Source organism: Burkholderia sp. AW33-5 (genome assembly GCF_053427615.1).
Genome location: NZ_JBSAXA010000008.1, coordinates 197,345 through 219,728, shown reverse-complemented (window position 1 = coordinate 219,728; position 22,384 = coordinate 197,345). Strand labels below are relative to the sequence as shown.

Genomic DNA, 22,384 nt, shown 5'->3' with positions numbered 1-22,384 from the left:
GGAGGCAGCGATGTTCGACCTGCTTTATGCCGAGCGCGTGCGGCTGGCGCGCTTCGGCCTGTCCGGACTCGGCTCGACCGCGCTGCATTTGCTGGTCGCCTCCGCGATGTATGCGCTGTTCGACGCGACTCAGGTGACCGCCAACGCCGTCGCGTTCGTCTGCGCGACGGCGTTCTCGTATCTCGCGAATACGCTGTGGAGCTTCTCGTCGACCGTGCATTCGCGCAGCTTGCTGCGCTATCTGACCGTCGCGCTGGCCGGCTTCGCCGAAACGATGCTGCTCGCGCGTGCGGCCGAACTGCTCGACATGCCGCGCGGCGTGGCGATCGTCGCGATCGCGCTGCTGATCCCGCCGACGATGTTCGTGATGCATCGGCTGTGGACGTATCGATAACCGCAGGCAGTGGGGTCAAAGCATTCACCGATTGGTCACGGAACCATCGCACCCGAGGCGAGCGACGCCTGCTAGCATGATGCGTGGCCGGCCCGAATCGGGGCGCAGGGTGCGGGGTTCCGTCGATCGGTCGCTTCCCTGTGTCGGCCGTGCCGGAGCACCTCGACGCGGACGCGTCCCGCGGCACGCATTGTGCGCTGCCCCCGCATTCGCCCGCCATCCAGCGGCCGGCTTCGCCGCATGCTGTCGCACGCCCCCGCCGGCACGAGATCCGTCCATGCCCAGGAAAAAATCCAGCCTCTGGCTACGCCCGTTCGATCTGTTTTCCGCCGCGACGAGTACGCGACCCAAAAGGAAGGCGACCAAACCGGCCACAGCGGCCAAGCGCGCCGCCAACATACGGCCCCCGCGTCGCCCGGGTTCGACGACCGCCGCGCGGACATCGCCGCACCAGGCACCCGGCACGTGGCTGCGCTCGTTTCATTCCGCGCGCCCGGCCGCCGGCCGGCTCGTCAACCATCTCGCGTACGCGCTGTACCTGCCCGCCGCCTCGGCACCGAGCGACGGCATGCCCGTCGTCGTGATGCTGCACGGCTGCAAGCAGACGGCCGAGTCGTTCGCCGCGGGCACGCGCATCTGCCGCATCGCCGAGCGCGCCGGGTTTGCCGTGCTGTTTCCCGAACAGGCGAAGACCGCCCATTCGCATCGCTGCTGGAACTGGCATGGCGATGCGTCGCAGTCGGAGGCGCCGGCGATCGCGTCGCTGATCGATACGATCGTGCAGGCGCGCGGGTTCGACCGCGACCGAATCTACCTGGCCGGCATGTCGGCCGGCGCAGGGCTCGCGGCACGGCTGGCGATCGAATCTCCCGACCTGTTCGCGGCCGTCGGCCTGCACTCCGGTCCGGCCATCGCGCCGCCGTTGTCGACGATGGCCGCGATGAGCCTGATGCGCCGCGGCCTGCACGACGATCCGATAGGCGTCGTCGACGCCTGCGTCGACGTACGCGCTTATCCGGGCATGCCCGCGCTCGTCGTGCATGGCGGACTCGATACGGTCGTCGCCGAGCAAAACGCGCGGCAGCTCGGCGTCGCGTTCGCGCGGATCAATCGGCTCGTCGACGAGCACGGTGAACTGCGTGTCGGCGAGCAACATACGTACGCGCACGACGACGCGGATTACACCGACTATCTGCGCGGCGGCCGGCTGATCGTCCGCGTCTGCATCGTGCGCCGTCTGGCGCACGCGTGGAGCGGCGGCGATCCGCGCGAAGCGTTCCACTCCGCGACGGGGCCGGACGCGACCGCGATGTTCTGGAATTTCTTTCGCAGGCGGCGGCGCAAGCGGGCGCGGTAACGACGCGTCGCCTGTCGCTCACGCCCGTTGCTCGACTGCCTCCACCGCATCCGCGCTGCCTTCCGCGCGCCGGATCGGCAGTCGAACGCAGAACGTCGTGCCGCGCCCCGGCTCGCTCGTCACGTCGATCGTGCCGCGATGGCGCTCGACGATGCCATGCGACACCGACAACCCCAGCCCCGTGCCCTGCCCGACCGGCTTCGTCGTGAAGAACGGATCGAAGATCCGCCGAACGACGTCGGGTGTCATGCCGGTTCCGGTATCGCTGATCGCAATCGACACCTGCCCGCCGTCGCTCGACGTGCGGATCGTGATCACGCCGCGCGTCGGAATCGCATGTGCGGCGTTGACGAGCAGGTTCATGAATACCTGGTTCAACTGCGACGGAAGGCATTCGACTTGCGGCACGTCGCCGTACTCGCGGACGATGTCGGCCTTGTACTTGAGTTCGTTGTGGACAACGTTGAGCGTGCTCTCGAGGCCCGCGTGAATATCCACCACGCTCCACTCGCCGCTGCCCGGCCGCGAGAAATCGCGCAGGTCCTGCACGATGCGCCGCACGCGCACCGCGCCGTCGATCGATTCTTCGATCAGCGTCACGATCTCGTCGCGCACGTAGTCCAGATCGGCGGCGACGCGCATCGCCGTCAGCGCCTCGCGCGTTGCCGGTTCCAGTTGCGTCAGCGCGGCGTCATGCGCGGCGACGACGTCGAGCAGGCTTCGCACCCACGTCCTCAGCGTATTGAGGTTCGCGCTGATGAAGCCGATCGGATTGTTGATCTCGTGCGCGACGCCGGCCGCGAGCTGGCCGATCGACGCGAGTTTCTCCGATTGCAGCAACTGCACGTGGGTTTCCTCTAGCGCCCGCAGCAGGCGCCGCTGTTCGTCCTTCTCCTGTTCGAGCCGACTCTGCGCCGCCCGGCGCTCGTCGATCTCGGTCGCCATGTTCTCGCGCGTGCGCTGCAGCATCGCCGTCGTCTGCTCGTAACGCTGCAACGCCGCTTCGAGTTCCGCGGTCCGCAATCGCACCAGCCGTTCGAGCGTGTCCGTCATGCCGCGCAGAAAGGTCGTGCGCGCATCGAAGCGGCAGACGAGCAGCGTGACGATCAGCGTCGCCATCGTGAACAGCGCGATGGTCGTCGCGAGCCACGGCGCGTCGATGCCGTTCGCGGCGCCGCAGCGCGCATCCGGCGCGAAATGCGCGGCCGCCATCGCGGTGTAGTGCATGCCCGTGATCGCGATGCCCATGATCAGCGCGGCGCCGATGCGTTGCGCGGTCGCATGGCGAGCCTGTTGCGCACGCAACGTCTGCGCCATCCAGAGCGCGGCGGTCGACGCGATCACCGCGACGCCGATCGACGCCGCGAACAGCGCGGGATCGTAGCGAATGCCCGGCGCCATGTGCATCGCGGCCATGCCCGTGTAATGCATTCCGACGATCCCGGCGCCCATCAGCATGCCGCCCGCCAGCAAGCGCCGTCGCCCCAACCGCGCGCGCGTGACGACGTTCAGCGCGAAATACGACACGAGCACCGCAATCGCCAGCGACGCGCCGGTATCCGGCAGCGCATAGCCGAGCGGAATCGGCAGCGACAGCGCCAGCATGCCGACGAAATGCATCGACCAGATTCCGGTGCCCATCGCGGCCGCGCCGCCGGCCAGCCACGCGCGCTTGAGCGTCGGGTTGTCGAGCAGCGAAATGAACGCGGCCAGATCGAGCGCCGTATAGGAAGCCAGCGTCGCAATGACGAGCGACAGCAGAACAAGCAGCAGGTCGTAGGTGCCATGCATGATCGAGCGCCCCGGTCGAATTGAACGCGATGCCGCGACGCGCGGCCGATTGCGCGCCACGGTCGAGCCGTCCCGCGCAACGTCAGTCAGGCGGCGTGCCGGCGGGCGCCTGCGTCGACGCGGCGGCGCCGGTCGTCACGAGAATGTCGAACGTCGTGCCTTCGCGTGCCTCGAAACGGCGCACGAGCTCGATCTGGTGCCCCGACATCACGCTGCCCTTCGTCATCAACAGCACCCCGCGATGCGTGCGCAGATCGTCGGCGAGCTGCATTCCCTCGCGCAGCTGCTCGGACCGGATCTCCGCGACGGACGCCGCGATGCGCAGGCTCGCCGGATCCCGCATCAGGTCGATGAAGCGCGCGACGAGCAGCGGGTCGTAACGCACGCCGGCCTGCGAGTGCAGCACGTCGATCGCCTGCTCGACCGAATGCGGCGAACCGATCTCGCCGTTGCGCAACCCTTCGAAATCGCGCGCGATCGCGACGATCCGCGAGCCGAGCGGAATCGCGTCGCCCGCGAGCCCGTCCGGCGTGCCGCGTCCATTGAACCGCTCGTACTGGTGCAGCACGATCGACGCGACCTTGTGCAATTGCGCGACCGGCGTGAGCACCATCTGCGCGCGCAGCGGGTGCTGCTGGAACAGGCTGTGTTCGTCCGTGGTCATCTTCACGAGCGGCTTGTGCAACAGCTCGTCGGGCAGCGACAGCTTGCCGATGCCGTGCAGCAGTCCCGCGAAATACACGTCCTGCGCGTGCAGGCTGCTCATCCCCGCCGACAGCGCGAGACGGCGCGCAATCTCGCCGACGCGCATCGCATGCCCGCTCGCCGACCCGCAGCGCATCTCGATCATGCTCGCGCAGACCTGCACCATCGCGGTGAAACTGCTTTTCAGGTCATGCTGCGCCGCTTCGAGAAACATCACGGTTTGCCCGAGTTCCTCGGTGCGCGCGCGAACCTGCGTTTCGAGTTCCGTATTGAAGCGGCGCAGCGTTTCGTTCTGCGCTTCGGTCAGCGCGGCCAGCCGCGCGGCCTCTGCCCGCAGGCGCCGCTGTTCGAGCGCCTGCTCGATGGTCATCAGCAGGTCGTGATCGTCCCACGGCTTGTTCAGGTAGCGATACACGCCGCCTTCGTTGACGGCCTCCACGATCGACGCGACGTCGGAATAGCCGGTCAGCAGGATGCGCATCGTGTCCGGGTACAGCGACCGGGCGCGGGCGAGAAACGCCGCGCCGCTCAGGTTCGGCATGCGCATGTCCGACACGATCAGATCGACTTCGGTCGCAGCCAGAATGTCGAGCGCGGCTTCCCCGCTTTCGGCGGTCAGGATGTCGTAGCGCGCGGGCCGCAACACCCGCTTGAGCGCGGACAGCACGCTCGGCTCGTCGTCGACCAGCAGGATCGACGGCGCAGCGACGGGGTTGTCGGATACGGCTTCGGCGATCGTTTCGGGTGGTGCATCATTCGTTCCGTTTATCGCGGATGTGGTCATGGCTGTCCTCGGATTGTTTATGTTCACCACCTCTGTGACATCGGCGCGTGCCGCATATTCCACATTAGGGAAAACGCTGATTCGTATGAGCCGTTCGGCGGCATCCCTCGCGCGGTCGGCCGCGCGCGAGCCGGTCATCCGGAACGCGTGACGCCGACTTCCGGTATCGTTGCGGGACGCGTCGATCATGGCGCGCCCCGTCGCATCCTTCATCCCGCATGGAGCATTCATGATTCTGGAAATGGCATCGCTCGAAATCGATCCGTCGCAGGCCGAGCAATTCGAAGCGGCGGTTCGCCAGGCACTTCCGCTGTTTGCCCGCGCGCGCGGCTGCGGCGGCGCCGAACTGCACCGCGTGATCGAGCGCAGCGGCGGCTATCTGCTCGTCGTCGAATGGGAGACCGTCGACGATCACATGGTCCATTTCCGGCAATCGGACGACTTCCAGGCGTGGCGGCAACTGGCCGGGCCGTTCTTCAAGAGCCCGCCGCAAGTCGTGCATACGGAAGTCGCAGTGAAGTAATCGCGTCGAAGCCACCGCCGCGACGCGCCACCCGATCCGTCGCGGATGACGCCGCCTCGGCGCCCTGGCCGTTCGCCGTTCCGGCCCACCCGATTCCTTACGAGCCTTTCATGACCGTCGATCCCTCCGTTCGCTCCGCATTCATCCCGACCGGCAAGCTGCGCGCGTCGATCAATCTCGGCAATCCGATCCTCGCGAACCGCGACCCGGCCACGGGCGAGCCGTTCGGCGTATCGGTCGACCTCGCGCGCGCGTTTGCCGAGCGGTTGTCGGCCGAGCTCGAACTCGTCGTGTTCGACACCGCCGGCAAGTCGGTGCAGGCGCTGACCGAAGAACGCGCCGATTTCGGCTTCTTCGCGGTCGATCCGCTGCGCGGCGAAACGGTCGCGTTCACCGAACCGTACGTGCTGATCGAAGGCTTCTATCTGGTGCGCGACGATTCGCCGATCCGCGGCAATGCCGACGTCGACCAGCCGCACAACCGCGTGACCGTCGGCAAGGGCAGCGCGTACGACCTGTTCCTCACGCGCGAATTGAAAGCCGCGCAGATCGTGCGCGCGCCGTCGTCGCAGGCCGTCGTGTCGACCTTCGTCGAGCAGCAGCTCGAAGTCGCGGCGGGCGTGAAGCAGCAGCTCGAGGCCGACGCGGCGAAGACGACGGGCCTGCGCCTGCTCGACGAGCGCTTCATGGTGATCCGCCAGGCGATGGGCGTGCCGAAGAGCCGCGGCGAAGCGGCCGCCGCGTTGCTCGGCGCGTTCGTCGAGGAGATGAAGGCGTCGGGCTTCGTCGCGGATTCGCTGCGGCGGCATGGCATCGTCGGTGCGTCGGTCGCACCGCGCGCCTGATTGACACATACGTCAAGTGATCCTCACGATGTTGTCGCGCCAGATCGGCGCTGCCCGTCGACGCCCCAGCGCCACCTCGTAGCCGACACGTCGCTCGCGCGGCTGAACGTCGTCATCGCCGGGCTTCGGCGCGGCACGGGGTGTCGCCAATGGCTGCCGCCGTGCATGTTCATCACGCTGCGCGGTGTCCCGCCGCCGTTGCGCCGGCCGGCGATCGAGGTGCGGCCGTCGCGGCGGGCGCGGGCGACGGGGACGCCGCGGCGCCCGGCCTGGCCGGCGGCTGCGGCGCGGGCGCGGGCGCGGAAGCAGACGCCGAATTCGGCGACGAGGCCGAAGAGGAGGAAGAGCCCGAAGGGGCCGACGAGCCCGGCTGGCTCGCATGCGCGCCCCCTGCCGAGCCCGACGCCGCGGGGCCGACGGGCGGCGGCGCGCGCAGTCCGCCGTCCAGCGAAGTCCGGCGAGCGGCCATGTCGGCCTGTTCGGCGCTGCGCTGCGCGGTGCGATCGGCGGACAGGCGCGCCGCTTCGGCATCCGGATTGATCGTGTTGACACGGATGCGTTCGATGTCGCCCACGCCCGCCAGCCGGTTCAACGGCACGTAGTCGGTGCGAAACACCAGTTCGACGCCGCTGCTCAGGTTGACGTCGGCGTGCGAACTCTCGGTCGTCTGGGTTCGGTCGGTCGACACGTAGCCGATCGTGCTCTGCACGTTGGCCTCCGCGCCCCAGGGCCCGAAGCGTGCGCCCCCGCTCACCCCCACCGTGTTGCGCGTGTCGAATTGCGAGCCGCGGTCGTTGGCGGCGGCGCTGCTCGCGTCGATATGAAAATTCATCGCGGCGTTGAGACGCCCGCTCTCGATGACGATGCGCTGCAGACCCATCTGCACCATCGTCGCGAGCAACTGCTGGCGGTTGCGGGCCAGCACCTGCTGGGCCAGCGGCACCAGACGCTCGGGATCGGAGGCCGGAACCGCATCGCCCGGCCCCAATCCCAGCGCGCTGCGCAGCGCGGCTTCGGCCGGCGGGGTCGCGCCCGGGCGCAACGCCAAACGGGTCGCGGCATCGCGCTCGGCCTGCAGCTCCTGCTGGCGCTGATGGCGCTCGTCCGGCGGCAGGCCCGCCAGTTCGTCGGCGTCGTCCGCGGCCTCGTCGTCGCCGGTGACCTCGTAGGCGGTGGGGAAATGCTCAGCCAGCCATTGCCGCGCGCCGGCGATGCCCACGTTGCTGTCCGCGAAGCCTTCGGTGGTCTGCGCGACATTGCGGATCAGGTCGACGAACGCGGTCAGCTGTTGCTGGTTCGAATCGTTCATCGCCTTGAAGACGCCCGTGATCAGCTCGGTCACGAAGCGCGGGAACGACACCGCGTTGAGCACCGCCCGGGTGGTGCCGGCCATCCGGTCGATGGCGGTGCCCGAATACTCGGAACCCGCGTTCTGCGCAACGGCCAGTGCCGTGCCGGGGCGCGCCGCGAGTTCGTGGTGGTCGAGCGCGATCGAGCCGATCCGTGCGAGTCCGGACGCGAGATCGCGTCGCGTGGCCGGATCGAGTGCGCCGAAACCCTGCTGCGCGGACAGCAGTTCGCGGACACGGTGTCGAACGTCGGGCCGCGGCACCGGCGAACGCGCAAGAGGTGCGCTTGCCGCCATTTCAACCGCTCCGCCGCATGGCACGCGGCCGCGACGGCGACGGCACGCCTGCCGTCGTCGGTTCCCGGATTGCGCCGCCCGTGTCGCGACGGCCTGAGCAGCGCGGTTTCATGTCAGGTTCCGAGAGCCGCCCACGAGTTTGCCGGCGCGGCCGGGCGCGCAGTCTGCGGCACGGCGCGGCCGTCGTCCGGGGCGGAACGCGCCGGGCCGTCGGGCTTCTCGCCGAGACTGAGCGTCGCCTCGATCCAGTCGGCGGCGGAGGCGATCACCGGATTGTCCGTGCTCAGCAGCGGCGACGCGGCGCCCAGCCCATCCGCGACGTCCGCCAGCCACGCGATCACGGTCATCCCCGCCTTGCCGCGCCGCACATAGGCGGCGGGCGAGCGCGACGGCTGGCGCGAGAGCCGGTCGATGCCGGCGACCACGCCCCAGATGTCGCGCGCGGCGAAGCCTTGACGCAGGTCGGCATGGCCGAGGATCGCGAACGCGTCCCTGAGCATGCCGACGATCTCGCCGGCCATGAATGCGGTCACGCCGGTGCAGGCGGCGCCGAGGTTCTGCGCGAGAGCGCGGGCGGCATTGCGGACCCGCGCCTGCTGCCCGAGATCGCCGCGCGGGTCGGCGCCCGGCGTCTCGTCGAGCTTGTAGAGCGCCTCGCAAAGCTCCAGCATGCACTCCTCGAACGGAACGTTGCGCTCGGCATCCGCCGCGGCCGGGCCGTACGCAGTGCCAAACAATCGCGAATAGAACGCCGCGCGTTCGCCGGCCGCCAGCTTCTCGGCGCGGTGGCGCCACCAGTTGACGACCAGCGGCGCCGCGCCGCCAAGGTCGACGCCGACGGCACCGCTCGCGGACAAACCGGCGAGCGTCTCGACCGCGGGGATCACCCCTGCGGACTCGAGGTCGGCCGCCAGATAAAGCGACGCGAGCGCCCGCAGTTGCGCCTTGTCGACGCGTGCCGCGACGGGATCGGGGATCGCGATGTCGCCGAGTTCGTCGAGCGCGAACGCGAGGCCGTGTGCGGTCGCACGCTCGACGAGCCGCTCCCCCGACCGGATGGCCGCCGCGAGTCCGGCATCCGCCGGCGGGGCGATGAGCATGCGCGCCATGATTCAGTGCTGCCCGGCGGGCAAACCGGCGGCGGGGGCCGGTTTGTTGGGGTTGTACGGCGTCGAGTTGCCCTGGATCACCGACATCATCTCGGGCGTCGCCATCTTCTCGAGCGGCAGGTAGTCGCTCTTGAAGTTGACGCGCACCTCGCCCGAAAGCTTCGCTTTCACCTCGGCCTTCGATTCGCTCGTGTCGTCGAGCGCCGACCCGACGGTCGCCACGTGTTCCTGCTGCCCCTCGAACGCGGCGTCGGCGGAATACGGCGTGTACCAGCTGCCGTAATGGGCGTTGAGCGATTCCTTGTATTTCTGGCTTTCGCGGTCGTGCATCGACGCGGTGTAGGTGCGTTTCGCGGTGTCGCTCGCGCGCATGTCGAATACCACCTTGGCGTTGATCGACCCGTCGGTGACGACGATGCGATTGATGCCGAGCATGACCATCGACGACAGCAGCTGCTGGCGCTGCTTCGCCATCTGCAGGCGCGCCGCGGTGACGAGGCGCAGCTCGGATTTGTCGTCGGACAGGTCGGTGACCGGCGGATCGAGGTTGTAGTTCCGGCTGATCTCGGCAAGCCGCTGCTGCGCGTTGTCGCCCTGCGCCACCAGCCGCGTCGGGGCCGCCGCCGCGGCCGCGCCTGCGCTGTCCGCGTCGAATGCGTCGGCGCCTTCCTGCGCCTGCACCGACAGCACGTCCGGGAACGAATCGGCAAGATAGTCGCGGCCGGCGCCCTCGCTGATGTTGTCGCTCATGAACTGCGCGGTGGTCTTGGCGACGTTGGCGATCAACTCGCCATACGCGCGCATCTGCTCGATCGAGCTTTCGACGATCGCCTGGAACACGTTCTTGATCAGTCCTCCTACGAATTTCGGAAAATCGACCTTCTGCACCATCTGGCCGAACTGCTCGACGCCCTGCTTCACCGCACCGGCCTGGAAGTCCTTGCCGGCGAAGCCGGGATCCTGCGCAAGCTGGCGCTTGGTCGCGGTGACGGGATCGTCGGCCAGCGTCGCGGCGGTCGGCGCCGGCTGCGGCCGCGGGTGTGCGATCGGATGCGCGAGGCCGGTGGGCGGCAGTTCGCCGTTCGCCTCGCGCTCGGCGATCTCGGCATGCACGCCGTTCGGATCCGCCAGGTAAGCGAGCACCCGCACCGTATCCGCGGCGATGCGGCGGCGCTCGTCGTCGGGCAGGTCGAGGAACGACGGAATCGCGGTCAGCAGGCGGCGTACCTCGGGCCGCGTCGCGTCGAACGCGGCGGCGCTCGTGGGCGGCCGCACCGGGTGAAGCGCGTCGGGGGAAGCGGGCGGGCGCATGGCTCAGTTTCCCTTGGCCGCCGCCGGAGCCGGAGCCGGAGCCGGAGCCGCCGCTGCCGGGGCAGACGCCGCGGCGGGTGCGGCCGCAGCCGGCGGCGTTTTCGGACTGGGCAGCACGTTGGGATCGGCCGGCGTCGCGTTGCCGGTGATGGTGGCGATCATCTGCGGCGTCGCCATCTTGTCGAGCGGCAGGTAGTCGCTCTTGAAATTGACATCGACCGCGCCCGACATCTGGATCTTGGTCTGCATCGCCGCGTTGCTGGTTTCGGACGCGGCAGTCGACGCGGTGACGATCGGCTTGTTCTCGTATTCGTAGTCGCCCTTCGCGTAATAGTCGGCGCTGTACTGGCGGCCGTTGTCCTTGTCGTTGCTGGAATCGTACTTGCCGCCGCGATCGTAGGTGCCCTTGCCCGCGTAGGTCGACTGGACGTTGCCGTCCTTGTCGCGGGCGAGGTCGACCGCGCTGGCGCTGCGCTGCTTGGTGAGCGTGTCCTGCGCGCGCACGTCGTAGATGATCTTCGCCGAGATCTTGCCGTCGGTGACGACGATGCGGTTGATGCCCATCAGCACGATCGAGGCCAGCATCTGCTGGCGCTGCTTGGCGAGCTGCATCTTGAAGCGGTTGACGATGGCCAGCTCGGAGGCCTCGTCCGACAGGTCGAAGGTGTCGCCGTCGCCCATCTGCAGGCGGGCGCGCACGGTCTTCGACGCCTCGTCGGGGTCGACCCCGTCGCGCACCTGCACGCGCGGGCTCGGCGTATCGCCGCTGTCGTCCATGCCGATCTCGAACAGGTCGGGAAACTGGCCGACCATGTGATCGCGCGCCTGGTTCTCGGTCACATGTTCGTCGGCGAACTGGCCGAGCGATTTCGCCACCTGCGCGATCATTTCCTGATACGCCTTCATCTGCTCGATCGAGCTGTGCGTGATCGACTGGAACACGCCGCTGATCAGGCTCGCGACGAAGGTCGGAAACTTCACCTGGTTCAGCAGCTCGCCCGCCACCGCCGCACCCTCGTGCGCGGCCGCCGCGCGGAACGTCGACTTGCCGATGTCCTCGACGGCCTTGTTGTGGACGTTGAAATCCTGCTCGTGCGCCGAATGATCCGTGTTGTCGTCGAGCGCGCGCGCCGTGGCGGTGCCCAGCCCGCCCGGGATTTCATTGCCGGCGAACCCTTCGGGCCGGGCCAGATAGTCGGCGATCAATGCGGTGTTGCGCGCGATGTCGCGGCGATCGGCGTCGGGCATCGCGTTGAATGCCTGCGACCGGGTCAGCATCTGCGCGACGCCGTGGCGCACTTCGTCGGCCGGCACCGGCGCCGGCGGCATAGGGCGCGGGGCGGCCGCGGCGGCGCTGGGCGGTGGCGCGATCGGCGTGGAACGGGCGGCTTGCGGGAACATGGCGACCTCGCGGGAAACGCGTGACGAAGCGATTCAGTTGGCCTGGGCAGGCGCGTCCACAGGCAGTTCGAACTCGATGGGGCGCAGGTAGAGACTCACCCGTGCCGGGCAGGCCGCGTCCGTGCGCAAGCTGATGATCGAGAAGCGGCCCGGCCAGTGCGCGTCCTCCGGCGTGAACGCGCCCATCCATCGCTCGAGCGCCTGCAGCCCGCGCGGACGCTCGGCGAGCCCCATCGTCAGCAGGCTGAGGAACGCCGGCGGCACGTCGGGGATCGCCGAGAGCAGCACGTAGAGCTCGAAATCCGGCCCGTCCGGGCCGAGCCCGAACGCGAGCAGCGCGCCATGCGGCGGCAGGTCGAACCGCCCGCCGAGCACCAGCCCCAGAAGCTGCATGATGCCGGGAAGCCGATGGCCGATGCCGAGCGCATCCATGACCGGCTGCAGATCGGCGAGCCGCAGCGCCCGGGTGCACGCGAACGTGAGCCGCTGGCCGCCGAGATCGCGCTGGGCCGCCATCGTGGTAAAGAGCGGCTTGAGCCCGGGCACCATCCTCAGCGCGGCCTGGACGATGCCGGCCAGGTCGCGGGGCAGGTTGTCGATCGTGCCGGCGTCGCCGGGCAGCTCGTAGTACACCTTGGACGCATAGAGCCCGTCGCGGTCGTAGCTGGAGCCGAAGAACGCGCCGTAATCGAGGTTGCCGCCCGGCCGCGCGAAGCCGCGGAACGGCTCGCTCGCCTGGTCGAACCAGTGCAGCGCTTCGCGGCCGATGAAGTCCCGGATCAGCTTGCGCATTTCGCGGGTCGACTCGTCGCGCCGGTCGATCGCGGACGCCTCCGGCGGCAGCGGCTCGATCGTGAAGCGCAGCTTGCCCGGCTGGCTTTCCGAGAAGCTGGGCTCGAACGGTACCGCCATCGGCATCAGCGCGTTGTCGCGAAACCGCAGATCGTCGGCGCCGTCGCCGAACGTGCGCAGGAACAGGTCGCGCGACGGCGCGAATGGATCGGCGGTGCCAAGGCTTCGCGCGGCGCTTTTCAGGCGTCGCTCGACCCGGGCGACGACCGGTTCGCGGGATGTGGTCATGGGCATGGCTCGGCTCCGGCAGGGTTCGGGAATGGCGCAGCGCACGCAACGCCGGTTCAGTGCGGACGGTTCGCGTAATAGCTCGCCCCGTTGTGCGTGCCGACGCCGTAGCCCGCCTTCACCGGCACGCCCGCCCCCAGGCCGATGCCGGCGCCGATATCGCCGACGCCGTCCAGCATCTCGCGCGCCATCGCCGGGATCGGCACGGGCTTCGACGTCATCTGCGGCGCCTCGCGCGGCTGCGAGAACTGCTCGATCTGCGTATCGGTGGTCGCGGTATCGGCCAGCCACAGCTCGCACGCGTTGACCAGGTCGTAATCGGTCGGGTCGACGGTCGACTTGTGGTTCGACGAGACGTCGGGGTTGGCGATCTGGTCGATGCTGAGCAGCGGGCCGGTCGCCTTGTTGACGCGATCGACGTTGTTGGCCAGCCACGCGGTGATGATCGTGCCGCAGGTCGCCAGCGTGCGATAGCGCGAGCTGGTGCGCGCGCCGCCCAGATCGTAGGTCGCGACCTGGTCGATCACCTGCCACATGTCCTTGGCGCCGTAGCAGCCGCGGATCTCGGGGTCCTGCAGCAGGTCGATCATGAACTTGACCTGCGACTGGATCTCGCGCGCGGCGTAATGCGCCATGCCGTAGCCGTGCAACGACAGGTTGCCGGCGAGATCGCGGGCGGCCTTGCGCACCTGCTGGTGGTTGATCGGGTTCGGCACGCTCGCGCGCAGCAGCGAGTCGACTTCGGTCTGGCGCACGAACGACGAAACCGACGACACGAAGCGGATCCACAAGTCGTTGAATTCGCGGTTGCCGGCCGTATTCGGATCGCCGCCCGGCACGCCGAGCGTGATGGCCGCGAAGTTCTTGCGCTCCTGCTCGGAGATGCGGTTCGGCGTTTCGCGCCAGTAGCGATAGAGCAGCTTGCCGGCATTGCCCGGGCCGATCGGCAGCGTGCCGTGCTGGAACTGCTCGACGATGCGGTCGACCACCTGGAACACCTTGAGTTCGTCGAACATCGCGGCGACGATCATCGGGCCCATCACGCGCACGTTGTCGGCAATGATGTTCGCGTCCTCCAGATCCTCGAGGTTCGGCAGGTCGATGCCGAGATCGGCGATCGCGTCCTCGCCGCCGATGTTCTGGACGGTGTTCAGCTCCTCGTTGATGCGGCGACGCAACTGCGGCTCGTCGGCCTGGATCTTGCGCGCCTGCAGGCCGCGCATCACGCGCGCGAATTCGGTGGTGACCACCCCCGGCTGCTCGCCGCCGCGGCCGTCGGGATCGCCCTCGATGCACAGCAGCGCCAGCACCCGCTGCGCCAGCGCGCCATACGAATTGGCCTCGCCGACCGCCGCGAAAAACTGGCGGGTAAAGGTGTTCATCAGCACGTTGTCGTCGTCCGGCACGATCTTGCCGTCTACGACCTTCACGGGCGGCGGCGTGGCCCCGTCCACCGCGAGGATGCCGAGCACCATCGCGACCAGCGTGATCGACGCGGGCTCGGGGTCCGCGCCGTTCGCACCGTTGGCGCCGCCCACGCTGCCAGGGCCGAACACCAGCTGGCCCTTGTCCTCGGTAAGCAGCGGCGGGTTGACCAGCGACTTGCTGGCGAGCAGCTCGCGGGTGGCGACGAACAGCGGGTCGCAGACCTCCGTCTCCTCGCCGGACGACGTCTTGCTGCCGTAGACGACTTCGAGAATGGCCTTGCACAGCGCGAGCTGCTCCCGCTCGGCGGCGACCGGCGGCCGCTTCAGCGACTCGAGCCGGTTGACGATATCGACCAGCCCGTCGCGTGCCCGGGTCTCGAGGTCGACGAGGTCGAGGAAGCGGACTTGATTGTTGACATGAAACATTTAACTTCTCCTTGAAATCCGGTCGGTTCGGGGGAGTGAACGGGATCCGGTGCGCAAGTCAGCCGTCGTCGGCACGGCCTTCCTTGCCCGTGCAACCGTCGTCGCCCGCCGCGTCATAGGCGTCGATGCGGCCGGACAGCCCTTGCAGCGCCGCCGCCGCGTCGAGAATGCCGGCGCCGCAGCCGTCGGCCGCGCCGGGCGCGAACGGGCGCGCGGCGGCAACGAGCAGGTCGCGCACCGTCGCGCCGTCGAGCGGATAGGCGCGACGCTGCGCGTATGCGACGAGCAGCGCCGCGGCGCCCGCGACGAACGGCGCGGCGAAACTGGTGCCGGTCGCAAGCTGATAAGCCTCGATCGCGGTCGTCAGCACCTGTTCGCCGGGTGCGCACAGCGCGACGTGCGGGCCGCGCGTCGAGAACGGGGCCGGCCGGCCGTCGTCGCCCACGGCGCCGACCGCGATCACCTGCGGGTAGGCGGCGGGCCAGTAGCGGCTCACGCTGCCGTTGTTGCCGCTCGCGGCAATGAGGATGCAGCCGCGCGCGGCGGCGTACGCGACCGTGTCGGCGTGCGGTTTCGGGCGGTTGGCGGCGATCGTCGCATCGTCGGTGCCGAAGCTCATGTTGATGATCTTCGCGCCGAGGTCGACCGCGAGCTTGAGCGCGCGATCGAGATCGGCGATCGCGCCGAGCCCGATCGCGTGCGCCTTGCCCGGCAAACGGGCAGCGGCCAGCGCGCGCATCGGCAGGATGCGGCAGTCGCCGCCGAGCCCGCGCGGCATCGCCACGCCCTCCGCCGCGATGATCCCCGCGCAGCCCATGCCGTGACCGACGAAGCGGTCTTCGGGAAAATCGCCGCGATGACCGTGACCGCTCAGCAGTTGCACGCCCGGCGACAGATCGCCGGGCTCCAGCCGCACCGTATCGGCGCCCGCGCGGAATGCGTGGGCGAATTCGGGATGCTGGCGGGCGATGCCGCTGTCGATGAGACCGACCGTGACGCCGCTGTCGCCCGGCTCGATCGCGTGCGCGTCGGCCATGCGCACCAGCGCGCGCGCATCCTGCGCCACCCGCGCGGCCGGCGGCACGGGCGCCAGGCGGCCGGGCGCGTCCATCGGGACCGTCGCCACGTAGTTGGGCGTCACGCTTTCCACGGTCGCGAGCTGGGCAAGCGCGTCGCAGAGTTCGCCGATCGGCGTGCCGGCCGGCACGCGCAACAGCAGCGTGCGGGCCATGCCGGTCATCTGTTCGATCGCGTCGTATCCGAGGTGCGCGTGCCCGGGCACCCAGCGCCCGGCTGCCGCGCTGAACGGGCGCACCGCGAGAAAGCGGCCGGCGAACGCGGCCACGATGCGGTCGACCGGGCCGCCGTCGATGCATTGCGCGGCGGCCAGCGCGCCGCGCGTCACGTCGCGGATCGACGGCACGTGCTCGGGCGCTTCGCCGAGCGCCAGCTTGACGAGCAGACTGGTCGGCAGGCTGAACTGACGCTCGCCGGGCGATGCCCACGGCGTGCCGAGTGCATGGATCGTCATGGCCGCGCCTCCTCCTGACCGGGAACGGCCGCCAGCGTCATGGGTCTGGCCGCGGGCGCGGGCGTCGGCGCGAATGCGCTCAGGTCGAACGCCAGCGCGGCAGCATGCCGGCTCGTCGGCGAGACGGCGAGTTCGCCGGCCCACTGGTCGCGACCGGGCGCGAGCAGCAACTCGTCGTCCGTCGATTGCAATACCGCGACCGGGCGATTGCCGATCCGCACCAGCGGCGCGTGCGTGCCGTTGACGAGGTTGCGCCCGATCACGCGCAGCAGCGGCGACGCGTCGGGCTGCGCATCGGTGGCGGGCGCCACGGGCTCGACCCGCTCGACGCTCGGCGCGGACGCCCGGTCGAGCGCCCGGCGCAGCCGGTCCACGGACAGGTTGGTGACGCGACCGATTGCGTGCACCATGTCGCGCTGTTCGGCCTGCCGGAATTGCCGGACCGTGCGCACGCCGGCCCATTCCAGCCGTTTGCGGTCCTCGGCCGAGAGCTCGTCGCCCAGCGCGTCGAGCGGCTGGTCCTTGCTGTCCTCGGACAGCGCGATCGCGTTCTCCTCGATCGCCGGCCGCGTGATGGTCGTGAAGACGAGATGGAACGTGCTGCTGTCGGTGTCGCCCGGGCCGGCGGGGCGAATCCAGACTTCGCTTTCGACGAATTCGACATGGGCGCGCAAGTCGAGGTTGACGTCCTTGATCGCGAAGGTCAGCGGCAGGTTGAGGTTGCGCGCCTTGATCGCCATCGCCGCCTGCGCGTTGTCGAGCTGGCTCTGCACGGCCTGGATGAAATCCTCGAGGCGCAGGCTGGCGTTGCTGTTCATCGCCCCGCTCCGTCGATCGGCACGGCTTCGAGGACGATCGCGAGCCGCGCCGGCTCCGGATCGAAGGCCGTGCGGGTCAGGAACTGCGGCAGGTCACCGACCAGCTCGATGCCGTCGGCGCCGCGCGGGACGCGCAGGTCGAGCGGCAGCTCCATGGCCACCGAGCGCACCCGCAAACCCTGCGCCGCGCCCGCGGTCAGCTGTTCGGCAACGTCGGCGAACGCGCCCAGCGTCTCGCCCAGCGGCCGCGGCGAAATCATGTCGGTTCTCCCCGGGCGGATGCGGGTCGCGTGGCGGGAGCGGCCGGTGCGCCAGGCACGGCGGGCGTCGCGGACGCGGCCGGCAATGCCGGCGCGGCGGCCGGCGCCGGTGTCGCCGCTGGCGCGAGTACGGGCGCCGCCGCCGGTGCCGCGGGCGGGGTGCCCGTCGCCGCCGGCGGCGCGATCCGCGCCGCGGGCCGGCTGTGGCGCTCCAGCAGATTGCGCGACGCCTCATCGACGAAACGGTCGAGCGGCAGCGTCTCCGAGGCGAAATTGATGCTCACCTTTCCGGTCAGCGTCGCCTTGAGATCGGTGTCGGTCTGCGCATTGACCGCGACGGTCGAGACCGTGGTGACGACATCGCCCGACGTGCCGCGTCCGCCCCAGGTCGTCTGTCCCGACGACGGGTCGTTCGACGTCGCGTACTGCACGGCGGCCCGGTCGCGCGCCTTGGCCTGGAAATTGAGGCTGGCCGCGATCGTGCCGTCCTTGACCACGACCCGCTGCATGCCGAGCAGCACCATCGTCGACAGCGTCGACAGCCGATGCTGCGCGACGCGCTCGCGGGCGTGGGGCAGCACCACCGATTCGAGCGTCTGGGTGTCGAACGCGCCGTCGGCCGCACCGAAATCGGCGAGCCACGCGGGCGCGGGCGTCGTGTCGTCGTCGCCGGGCCGGGCGACTGGCGCGAGGCGGTATTCGCCGCCGTCCTGCACCAGCGTCACGTCGTGCGGATACTGCTCGACCAGCCATGCGCGCGCCTGTCCGTCGGTCACGTTCTCCTGCGTGAACTGGTCCAGCGGCTTGGCCACCGCGCCGACCAGGTCGGCGAAACTCTCCACTTGCTTGATCGAGCTGTCGACGATCGCGTCGTACGTGCCATGCACCAGGCTCGCGACGAAGGTCGGAAAGTCGATCGCATCGGCCAGCGCCGCCGCACGCCGGCCGATGGCGTCCGTCGCCTTCTCCTTGGGCGGCGTCGACGCGCCCGGCGCGCCGGACACCCCGCCGCCGGCCGGCGCCGCTTGCGGCAGCACGCCGTCCTGCCTGCCCGGGTCGCTCGATCCGGAGCCGTCGACGATCTCGCGGCCGAATGCGTCGCGAGCAAGTGCCACCGCGGGCGTTACCGCGCCGCGTGGTGGCGGAGGGGGGATGAGGCGGGCCATCGCGCGTGTCCCTCGAGGGTCAGGCAGGTTGCGGTTCGCGCGGCGCGGGCTGCGTGCCGCTTGCCGGAAGCGGCGGCGCGCCGTCGGCGCCGTGCACGGTCTGGAAGCGGCCGTCGCCGTTCAGCACCACCTCCGTCACCCCGACCTGCTCCTCCTCGCCGGCATGCCGGAACGTGGTGGCGATGCGCAGCGTGACACTCGCCCGCTCGGGGGTTCCCGAACCGCGGCCGATATCGGCGCGCACGAACGCGGTCCAGCCGTCGAGCATCTGCCCTTGGGCCGCGGCGATCGTCACGTCGCCGACCGCGCCGCCCTGCCACGCCCAGTCGATCGACACCGGCGCCGACGTGCGGCCGCTCGGCCCGTCGATGTACGGCCAGTCGTCAAGCGTGATGCGCTGACCCGCCATGCGCGGCTGCCCCGCGCCGCCCGCCAGCGCGTTGGCGGGCTGGACCAGCCCCGCCAGCTGCGCGAGATCGTAGCTGCGCCCGTCGCGGCTCTCGGTGCGCCGGGTCAGGGTCACGCCGAGGCCGAATTCGCCGCCCGCGGGCGGCGGCTCGATGCCGAGCGCGTAACCCGCGCCCGCCGCGCTGCCGCGATTGATCGTGTGGCCGAACGTGCCGCCCGAATGCATGAGCTGGATCACGCCGATGCCGGCCGCCGCCTCGAATTCCGACACGAAATCCTCGTAGGTCATGATGTAGCGGCTGCCGGTCGCGTGGGTCGGCGGCAGGGTCCGCGCGCCGGGATGGCCCGGCGTGCCGACCACGCGGTCGAGCGGATCGGTGATCCGCACGAAATACGCGTCTCCGCTGCGATACATGCCCGTCACCACCACCGCATGGAAGAAGTTGACCGGCGCACGCACGACTTCGGCGACCCAGATCGGCCCGTTCGCCTCCAGCAGCCGCCGAAAGCCTTCGGGCGCGAAGCACGCGTTGGGCTCGACCGTGAGGGTCGACGCGGCGGCGAACCCCGCCACTTCGGCCGGCGCCAGGCCGTCCCGCATCTGGCGCTCGAGGCTGATGCAGCGCGCCAGCAGCGTCGGATCGACACTCTGGTTGTCGCGCCAGCCGAGCACCATCGACGCGGCCGTCGCCCAGCACCCCATGTCGGTGGGCTGCGGAGTCATCTGCACGTCGTCCCAGTTCACCGTCCAGTCGTCGGCCCCCAGCGCGCGCGCGGCGCCCGGCGCGACCGCCAGCGCCTGGCTCATGCCGAAGAAGCCGCGGCTCGGGATCGGCGCCTTCAGATGGCCGACGTATGCAAGCGTTCCAGGGGCCATCGTGCCGGTCGACAGGCTGGCGAGATCGCCCGGCGGCACCCAGTGAGGCGGCACGGTCACGATCGGCCTGCCTGCGTCCTGGAACGACTGGGCGACCAGTTGCGAGCAGAAGAAGTTGTCGGTGTCGGCGCCGTCTCCGAGTTCGATGCGGCCGACGAAGCGGCGGCAGCGCTCCGCCGCGTCGCCCGACAGCAGGTCGCACGCGCGACGGTCGATCAGATAGCTGCCGCAGCGGACCAGCCCGACGTAGTTGAAACCGCGATCGAGATAGCGCGCGGCGGCATCGGCGACCTGCCGCTGCTGCGTATCGGTCAGGCCCGGCACCCGGAACGCGACCGCGAGGCGCGCATCGGCCAGCGCATCCGCGAGCGGACGCAGTTGAACACCGCCGGGAATCGCCTCGATCACCTGCCCGCCTTGGCCGACATAGAGCATCGCGTGGCTGACCTCGGCGCCGGAGCCGGCGCGAATGACGCCGGAGCCCGGATTGCCGGTGGTGCTGAGAATGATGTCGCCGATCTCCAGTGCGTCGGTGCCGATCGACAGCCCGCCGACGCCGGGGTCGAGCGGAATGTCGTCGCCGAGGCCGCGCGCGGCGAACCCCAGCGCCTGGCCGACCGCTTGCGGCTGGCAGGTGCGGCTGGTGACCAGCCGCATGAAGTAGTCCCAGTCCCAGTTGCCGTCGGGGCACGCGGTATGGCCGGTCGAGGTGTCGGCCTCGCGATGGCCCATGATCGTCGTGCGATTGATCGGCAGTTGATATTTGTCGCACAGCGACGCGACCAGCGCGGCCGAGGTTTCGTACTGAAGCTGGGTCGGCGCCAGCGCGTCGAAATGCTGGACGGTGCCGTTGCGACGCGGGTAGTCGGCGCCGCCGCGCTTCACCGCGATGTGTTCGATGCCGATGCTGCGCTGGTTCGAGCCCTTGCAGTGCCATGCCGTGTCGGCCTCGGAGACGAACTGGACGACTTCGCCCTCCTGCCCGACCAGGTAATGCGCACTCACCTTGGAGGTGGCATTGGTGAAGGTATTCACCACGCGCTGGACGGTGGGTACGTCGGCGATGTGGATGATGATGCGGTCGATCGTCTTGCTGCCGCGCCCCTCGTCGAAATTCGGGCTGGCCGCGGTGCGCGTGACGAGGCTGTTCTCGCGCGCGCCCAGCGCCAGCGCGCTGGCCGTCGCGGGCGGCTCGGCGCCCGCATCGTCGTCGCTGTACGGCGGCGTATCGATGCCGTAGGCCTCCGGGTCGTCGCTCAGGGCGCGCGACCACGCGAGCGACGACGACGTGGCAATCGTGCCCGCCGCCGCGCGCGAGACGCCGACGAAGATGCTCACCGGGCTGCCGACGCTGACGCCGGCCGACAACGTGACGCCGACGAATTCGCCGCGTGCGTTGAACAGCGCCGAGATGCCGCCGGCCGCGCTTTCGCCGACCATCACGCCGGCGGTCGTGCCGGTGCCCGAGAAGTCGTCGATATGGCCGCGCAGCAGGCTGATCTGGCCGGTGAGGCTCGCCGACACGATGTAGCCGAAGTCGAGCTCGCCCGACACGAACACGCCGATGTCGTCGCCATTGGCGTCGAAGATGACGCCGACCGCGCCCGAGGCCCCGGATTCCATCCCGGCGCCCGCGCCCGCGCCGATCGAGACCGACAGGCCGTTGCGCATCGCAACGGGCAGCAGCAGCATCAGCGACGCGGTGGCCGGATTCGCGCTCAGGATCGCGCGCAGCGCGGCCCGCTCGACGGTCGACAGCTTGCGCGGCCGCGGCCAGGTAAAACTGCGTCGGTCGCCGGCGATGCGGAACTCGGCATCGTCGCTCATCCCCTGCGAGACGGGCGCCGGCGCGGCGGCGGGCGCCGGGTGCGCGGCCGGTGCCGGCGCCAGTGCCTGCGGCTTCGCCTCGACGTGCGTCGCGGCATTCAGCGGCGGAAGCGGACCGAACCCGTCGTCGTAATGGACATCGTGGTGCGGCGCAACGGGTTCGACGGCCGGCCGCGGCGCGGCGGAAGCGGCGCCCGGCGCGGCAGGCGCCGGTACGGCGGTCGCGCCCGGCCGCGTGCCGTCGCCCGCCCAGTTCAACAGCGGACTCCTGGCGGCGGCGCCACCGCGCGTCGGGAACACGCGGACCCTGCGCAACCCGCGATCGCTGAGCCCCGACAGCGACACGTACGGGCTGTCGGCATTCGGCAGCACGTCGATCGTCCACGAGTCGGCATCGGACGAAGCGGCCGTGGCGAGACCGAACCACAGGCGGCCCGCGCCCACGAAGCGCGCCAGCACCGCCGGCGGCACCATGTACACCGCTTCGCCGCGCGGGATCGCCAGCAGGCCGTCCTCGCGGCTGGTGTAGAACGTCGACGACGTGCGCCCGTCCTTGCGCGTGAACAGCGCGGGATCGGTGGCGATCACCAGTTCCGCGACGCACGGCGCGTGGCCGACGCGAATCGTGAAGCCCAGCATCGGGAAACGGTCGGTCAGGACCATGCGGTTGGGATGGAGTTGCGCTGCCATGTCGTGTCC

The 22,384-nt window shown here is 69.9% G+C and carries 17 protein-coding genes; 4 read left to right on the top strand and 13 right to left on the bottom strand.

Annotated features, from left to right (window positions below; genetic code table 11):
• Window positions 1–10 precede the first annotated feature (10 nt).
• Both ACV22V_RS16100 and ACV22V_RS16095 read left to right on the top strand, forming a co-directional pair.
• Window positions 11–394, top strand: coding sequence for a GtrA family protein (locus ACV22V_RS16100; RefSeq protein WP_448014614.1), 384 nt, complete (start codon window positions 11–13; stop codon window positions 392–394).
• Between the two features lie 277 nt (window positions 395–671).
• Window positions 672–1,751, top strand: a complete 1,080-nt coding sequence (locus ACV22V_RS16095) for an extracellular catalytic domain type 1 short-chain-length polyhydroxyalkanoate depolymerase (RefSeq protein WP_448014613.1) — start codon at window positions 672–674, stop codon at window positions 1,749–1,751.
• 18 nt (window positions 1,752–1,769) lie between these two features.
• Here the strand turns inward: ACV22V_RS16095 and ACV22V_RS16090 are convergent, their stop codons facing one another.
• Both ACV22V_RS16090 and ACV22V_RS16085 read right to left on the bottom strand, forming a co-directional pair.
• Entirely contained in the window at window positions 1,770–3,542 is a 1,773-nt protein-coding gene (locus ACV22V_RS16090; protein ID WP_448014611.1) for a histidine kinase, read from the bottom strand.
• 82 nt (window positions 3,543–3,624) lie between these two features.
• Window positions 3,625–5,031 carry an HD domain-containing phosphohydrolase gene (locus ACV22V_RS16085; protein ID WP_448014610.1) on the bottom strand — a complete coding sequence of 469 codons (1,407 nt, stop codon included), beginning with the start codon at window positions 5,029–5,031 and terminating at the stop codon, window positions 3,625–3,627.
• A gap of 229 nt (window positions 5,032–5,260) precedes the next feature.
• Here ACV22V_RS16085 and ACV22V_RS16080 point away from each other — a divergent pair, with 229 nt between their 5' ends.
• Window positions 5,261–5,554, top strand: a complete 294-nt coding sequence (locus ACV22V_RS16080) for an antibiotic biosynthesis monooxygenase family protein (protein ID WP_448014608.1) — start codon at window positions 5,261–5,263, stop codon at window positions 5,552–5,554.
• Window positions 5,555–5,664: 110 nt separating this feature from the next.
• On the top strand, window positions 5,665–6,399 hold the full coding sequence (locus ACV22V_RS16075; protein WP_175910360.1) for an ABC transporter substrate-binding protein: 735 nt from the start codon (window positions 5,665–5,667) through the stop codon (window positions 6,397–6,399).
• A gap of 172 nt (window positions 6,400–6,571) precedes the next feature.
• On the opposite strand, the gene ACV22V_RS16070 is transcribed toward ACV22V_RS16075, so the two are convergent.
• The 11 genes from ACV22V_RS16070 to ACV22V_RS16020 all read right to left on the bottom strand — a co-directional run bounded on the left by ACV22V_RS16070 (window position 6,572) and on the right by ACV22V_RS16020 (window position 22,375).
• On the bottom strand, window positions 6,572–8,044 hold the full coding sequence (locus ACV22V_RS16070) for a hypothetical protein (protein WP_448014607.1): 1,473 nt from the start codon (window positions 8,042–8,044) through the stop codon (window positions 6,572–6,574).
• A gap of 113 nt (window positions 8,045–8,157) precedes the next feature.
• Window positions 8,158–9,153, bottom strand: a complete 996-nt coding sequence (locus ACV22V_RS16065) for a hypothetical protein (protein ID WP_448014605.1) — start codon at window positions 9,151–9,153, stop codon at window positions 8,158–8,160.
• Between the two features lie 3 nt (window positions 9,154–9,156).
• Window positions 9,157–10,464 carry a hypothetical protein gene (locus tag ACV22V_RS16060; RefSeq protein ID WP_448014604.1) on the bottom strand — a complete coding sequence of 436 codons (1,308 nt, stop codon included), beginning with the start codon at window positions 10,462–10,464 and terminating at the stop codon, window positions 9,157–9,159.
• A 3-nt stretch (window positions 10,465–10,467) separates the two neighbouring features.
• The gene (locus ACV22V_RS16055) at window positions 10,468–11,865 is read right to left on the bottom strand and encodes a hypothetical protein (protein ID WP_448014603.1); all 1,398 of its coding nucleotides are present in this window, start codon (window positions 11,863–11,865) and stop codon (window positions 10,468–10,470) included.
• A gap of 33 nt (window positions 11,866–11,898) precedes the next feature.
• A complete protein-coding gene (locus tag ACV22V_RS16050; protein ID WP_448014601.1) occupies window positions 11,899–12,945 on the bottom strand; it encodes a hypothetical protein in 1,047 nt (348 codons plus the stop codon).
• A gap of 56 nt (window positions 12,946–13,001) precedes the next feature.
• Entirely contained in the window at window positions 13,002–14,798 is a 1,797-nt protein-coding gene (locus tag ACV22V_RS16045; protein WP_448014600.1) for a hypothetical protein, read from the bottom strand.
• A 58-nt stretch (window positions 14,799–14,856) separates the two neighbouring features.
• The gene (locus ACV22V_RS16040) at window positions 14,857–16,329 is read right to left on the bottom strand and encodes a S8 family peptidase (RefSeq protein ID WP_059535977.1); all 1,473 of its coding nucleotides are present in this window, start codon (window positions 16,327–16,329) and stop codon (window positions 14,857–14,859) included.
• On the bottom strand, window positions 16,326–17,147 hold the full coding sequence (locus ACV22V_RS16035) for a hypothetical protein (RefSeq protein WP_059535974.1): 822 nt from the start codon (window positions 17,145–17,147) through the stop codon (window positions 16,326–16,328). The genes ACV22V_RS16040 and ACV22V_RS16035 overlap by 4 nt, the downstream gene beginning before the upstream one ends.
• Complete coding sequence (locus ACV22V_RS16030) at window positions 17,144–17,407, bottom strand: hypothetical protein (RefSeq protein WP_448014599.1); 264 nt, start codon at window positions 17,405–17,407, stop codon at window positions 17,144–17,146. The genes ACV22V_RS16035 and ACV22V_RS16030 overlap by 4 nt, the downstream gene beginning before the upstream one ends.
• The gene (locus ACV22V_RS16025; RefSeq protein WP_059690464.1) at window positions 17,404–18,522 is read right to left on the bottom strand and encodes a hypothetical protein; all 1,119 of its coding nucleotides are present in this window, start codon (window positions 18,520–18,522) and stop codon (window positions 17,404–17,406) included. Before ACV22V_RS16025 ends, ACV22V_RS16030 begins: the two co-directional genes overlap by 4 nt.
• Before the next feature lie 70 nt (window positions 18,523–18,592).
• Complete coding sequence (locus ACV22V_RS16020) at window positions 18,593–22,375, bottom strand: N-acetylmuramoyl-L-alanine amidase (protein WP_448014597.1); 3,783 nt, start codon at window positions 22,373–22,375, stop codon at window positions 18,593–18,595.
• Window positions 22,376–22,384: the final 9 nt, after the last annotated feature.

What these genes read in the sequence shown, in the direction of transcription:
- ACV22V_RS16065 (WP_448014605.1), bottom strand. Translation starts at nt 9,153, where the DNA reads ATGGCGCGCATGCTCATCGCCCCGCCGGCGGATGCCGGACTCGCGGCG.
- ACV22V_RS16075 (WP_175910360.1), top strand. Translation starts at nt 5,665, where the DNA reads ATGACCGTCGATCCCTCCGTTCGCTCCGCATTCATCCCGACCGGCAAG.
- ACV22V_RS16060 (WP_448014604.1), bottom strand. Translation starts at nt 10,464, where the DNA reads ATGCGCCCGCCCGCTTCCCCCGACGCGCTTCACCCGGTGCGGCCGCCC.
- ACV22V_RS16050 (WP_448014601.1), bottom strand. Translation starts at nt 12,945, where the DNA reads ATGACCACATCCCGCGAACCGGTCGTCGCCCGGGTCGAGCGACGCCTG.
- ACV22V_RS16070 (WP_448014607.1), bottom strand. Translation starts at nt 8,044, where the DNA reads ATGGCGGCAAGCGCACCTCTTGCGCGTTCGCCGGTGCCGCGGCCCGAC.
- ACV22V_RS16090 (WP_448014611.1), bottom strand. Translation starts at nt 3,542, where the DNA reads ATGCATGGCACCTACGACCTGCTGCTTGTTCTGCTGTCGCTCGTCATT.
- ACV22V_RS16030 (WP_448014599.1), bottom strand. Translation starts at nt 17,407, where the DNA reads ATGATTTCGCCGCGGCCGCTGGGCGAGACGCTGGGCGCGTTCGCCGAC.
- ACV22V_RS16085 (WP_448014610.1), bottom strand. Translation starts at nt 5,031, where the DNA reads ATGACCACATCCGCGATAAACGGAACGAATGATGCACCACCCGAAACG.
- ACV22V_RS16100 (WP_448014614.1), top strand. Translation starts at nt 11, where the DNA reads ATGTTCGACCTGCTTTATGCCGAGCGCGTGCGGCTGGCGCGCTTCGGC.
- ACV22V_RS16055 (WP_448014603.1), bottom strand. Translation starts at nt 11,865, where the DNA reads ATGTTCCCGCAAGCCGCCCGTTCCACGCCGATCGCGCCACCGCCCAGC.
- ACV22V_RS16020 (WP_448014597.1), bottom strand. Translation starts at nt 22,375, where the DNA reads ATGGCAGCGCAACTCCATCCCAACCGCATGGTCCTGACCGACCGTTTC.
- ACV22V_RS16095 (WP_448014613.1), top strand. Translation starts at nt 672, where the DNA reads ATGCCCAGGAAAAAATCCAGCCTCTGGCTACGCCCGTTCGATCTGTTT.
- ACV22V_RS16045 (WP_448014600.1), bottom strand. Translation starts at nt 14,798, where the DNA reads ATGTTTCATGTCAACAATCAAGTCCGCTTCCTCGACCTCGTCGACCTC.
- ACV22V_RS16035 (WP_059535974.1), bottom strand. Translation starts at nt 17,147, where the DNA reads ATGAACAGCAACGCCAGCCTGCGCCTCGAGGATTTCATCCAGGCCGTG.
- ACV22V_RS16080 (WP_448014608.1), top strand. Translation starts at nt 5,261, where the DNA reads ATGATTCTGGAAATGGCATCGCTCGAAATCGATCCGTCGCAGGCCGAG.
- ACV22V_RS16040 (WP_059535977.1), bottom strand. Translation starts at nt 16,329, where the DNA reads ATGACGATCCATGCACTCGGCACGCCGTGGGCATCGCCCGGCGAGCGT.